This window comes from Sphaerothrix gracilis Ecp01, from assembly GCF_030405905.1.
Taxonomy (GTDB): domain Bacteria; phylum Cyanobacteriota; class Cyanobacteriia; order Phormidesmidales; family Phormidesmidaceae; genus Sphaerothrix; species Sphaerothrix gracilis.
In genome coordinates this window covers 1-2,643 of the sequence record NZ_JASATW010000084.1, presented here as the reverse complement: position 1 = coordinate 2,643, position 2,643 = coordinate 1, and the positions used below count along the sequence as shown (strand labels likewise).

General features: G+C 54.4%; 2 protein-coding genes and 1 pseudogene. 1 reads left to right on the top strand and 2 read right to left on the bottom strand.

Annotation, left to right across the window (positions count from 1 at the left end; all coding sequences use genetic code 11):
• Positions 1-449 (bottom strand): annotated as a pseudogene (locus tag QJQ48_RS27715) (ISAs1 family transposase); the annotation flags it as partial.
• A 333-nt stretch (positions 450-782) separates the two neighbouring features.
• Between QJQ48_RS27715 and QJQ48_RS27710 the strand changes: the two are divergent.
• On the top strand, positions 783-1,070 hold the full coding sequence (locus QJQ48_RS27710; RefSeq protein ID WP_346294443.1) for a hypothetical protein: 288 nt from the start codon (positions 783-785) through the stop codon (positions 1,068-1,070).
• Positions 1,071-1,168: 98 nt separating this feature from the next.
• Here QJQ48_RS27710 and QJQ48_RS27705 read toward each other — a convergent pair.
• Positions 1,169-2,643 (bottom strand): tetratricopeptide repeat protein (locus QJQ48_RS27705; RefSeq protein WP_346294442.1); only part of this gene is annotated, 1,475 nt, incomplete at its 5' end.

Here is a 2,643-nt window from a genome sequence, read left to right as displayed (position 1 = left end):
AACTTTGAGCTGAGCGAGCACTAAGCGGTTTTCGCTAGCCCAAGCGCTGACCATGTGAATTGCCCCTTTCCCTTTGCCTCGGTCGTAGGAACGGCGCACGCTTTTGCCATCTATTGCCACAACCTCGCCTTCGCTTAGCTGCGCAATCGCCTCAATCCAACTGGCAAAGCTGTTTTGCAATTGGTCTGGGTCCAGCATCGCAAACAGACGACTGATGGTGTCGTGCGAGGGTATCCCGTTTGGTAGAGATAGAAAGCTTTTGAGCCACTCAGCCTTGCTATGACCATAAGCTTCTATCTCTACCCAGCTATCGGCACCGCAGATGACGGCACATATCGTCACGCAATGATGTCTATCAGTCGATGCTCTACTAGATACTCGACGCGGGGATCCTCTAACCGCTCGAAGTGGGCTAACAGCGACCCTGACTCAGTGATGGGGACATTCATCGGCTTTTCTGTCTCAACAGCTATCCTGAAGTATCACCTATCTTCGAGTATGCGTTTGCCCTGCCCCCACCTCCTCCCCTCTTGCGCTAAGCCGCCCAATGCGGTAAATTTTGGGGCTATAGCTGTATATGCGCAGCTTGTCTATTCCCCAAAAATTTGGTCATGCGGTGCCGGAAGTTGCTGGAACAATCTCCCGACACCTGACCCCTTCGACAGACAGCACCTGTCTCGGAGGCTAGAGTAATTATTACTCAGGCCGTTCCGTGATGCTATGTCCGGGGCGGCCAGATTTTTGGGATTTCCTACCCCACTTCTTGAAGGAGGAGTCCCAAAATGCTGTTTTATATCCACCCGAATCTCCCGGATTTCACTAATCTGGGAGACACAGAACCCTTGCGCCTAAACGTGCCTCGCGCCCAGCCGGAGCGTGAGCGATTGCGTCACCTGATTATGGGTTCGCCGGAAGGGGTGCGCGAGGCGATCAAGATCCTGCATGTGCTGCACTACGCCGATCAGAGCCTCTGGAATAATCTGCTGACGATTCCAGAATCGGGCATTTTGCTGACGCCGGAGCAGGGCGAGGTATTCACCTACCTGCTGCGCTATCGCCTGCTAGGCTAAGTGCTCTAGAGGCCCGTTTCTGGCTAGGAGCTAGGGACCGGTTTCTACACTGAGCGCGAAGTGATGACGCTCGTAGGGACAGAAACCGGTCCCTGTCCCTAAGCGGGAGGTTGCTGTATCTGCGCTAGCAGCGCCTGCGTCAGCGGATGGTCTGAGAGCTGATCGGCCTGCCCAGCGGCAACGATTTGCTGCAGGCAACGGGTAAAGTTATTGATGCCTGTTTGTGTGTTGGGATGCTCCTGCCCCAAAGTTCTCAGCAAAATGCTCACCGCCTGAGCATAGAGCGGTTCGGCTTCACTGTAGCGACCCATTGAATCATATAGCCCAGCTAAGTTGTTCAAACTAGCGGCGGTGGAGGGATGCTCTGAGCCAAACTGCGCTTCGCGGATAGAGAGCGATCGATGGTAGAGCGGTTCCGCTGCGCTGTAGCGACCCATTGCTTGATATAGCTTAGCTAAGTTATTCAAACTCGTGGCGGTGTTAGGATGCTCTGAGCCAAGCTGCTCTTCACAGATCGACAACGATCGCTGGTAGAGCAGTTCCGCTGCGCTATAGCGACCCATTACGTAGTATAGAAAGGCTAAATTGTTCAAACTTTCGGCGGTGTTGAGATGCTCCGAGCCAAACTGCGCTTCGCGGATAGAGAGCGATCGATGGTAGAGCGGTTCTGCTTCGCCATAGCGTCCCATTGCTCGATATAGCCCAGCTAAGTTGTTCAAACTCGTGGCGGTGTCGGGATGCTCTGCCCCAAGCTGCTCTTCACGGATAGAGAGCGATCGCTGCAAGAGCGGTTCGGCTTCACTGTAGCGGCCCATTGCTCGATACAGCTCAGCTAAGTTATTCAAACTCGTGGCGGTGTGGGGATGCTCTGCCCCAAGCTGCTCTTCATAGATAGAGAGCGATCGCTGCAAGAGCGGTTCGGCTTCACTGTAGCGGCCCATTGAAAAATATAGCCCAGCTAACTTGTTCAAACTCGTGGCGGTGTCGGTATGTTCGGGGCCGAATTGCGCTTCCCGCAAATCTAGAGCCTGACGATAGGCATTTTTCGCCTCCGCGTAGCGTACTGCACTTTCATAAGCCTGTCCCAAACTGTTGTAAAGGCTTGCCAGCAAAGGAGAATCCGGATCTTGCTGTTGTAAATCCGCAATTTGCTGCTCCAGCTCCGCAATTTCATCCGCCTCGGCAGGTGCAGCCTGATCTACGGCTGTAGTGGTTTCTACTTTCGGCTGGCTAAATCCCCAGGCAATCGGCTGGCTAAACTCAAACACGCCCCCGCGCCAACTCCAAAAATCAGGAGCCTGCTGAGCCAGCGCATTACCCATTTCCGGCCTCAGCCACAACACCAGCGGCAGCTTAAACGTCCGCAACGCCTCCCGCGTCCACTGCAGCGAAAAGAAAAGCTCCTCCTGAGGCGATTTATCCCGGCTGAGCCGCAGACCCAACAGCTCGTCCATCCCCAAAACGGTAACAAGACTGGGGCTCTCCTGACCTTGCAAATTCGGCTCCTGGTTAAACAGAGTCTGCAGACTTTGCTTCAGGCTAGGCTGGCGGCTGTCAATCCGTATGCGGTAGC

Coding starts and splice junctions, on each gene's coding strand:
- QJQ48_RS27710 (WP_346294443.1), top strand. CDS start 783: ATGCTGTTTTATATCCACCCGAATCTCCCGGATTTCACTAATCTGGGA.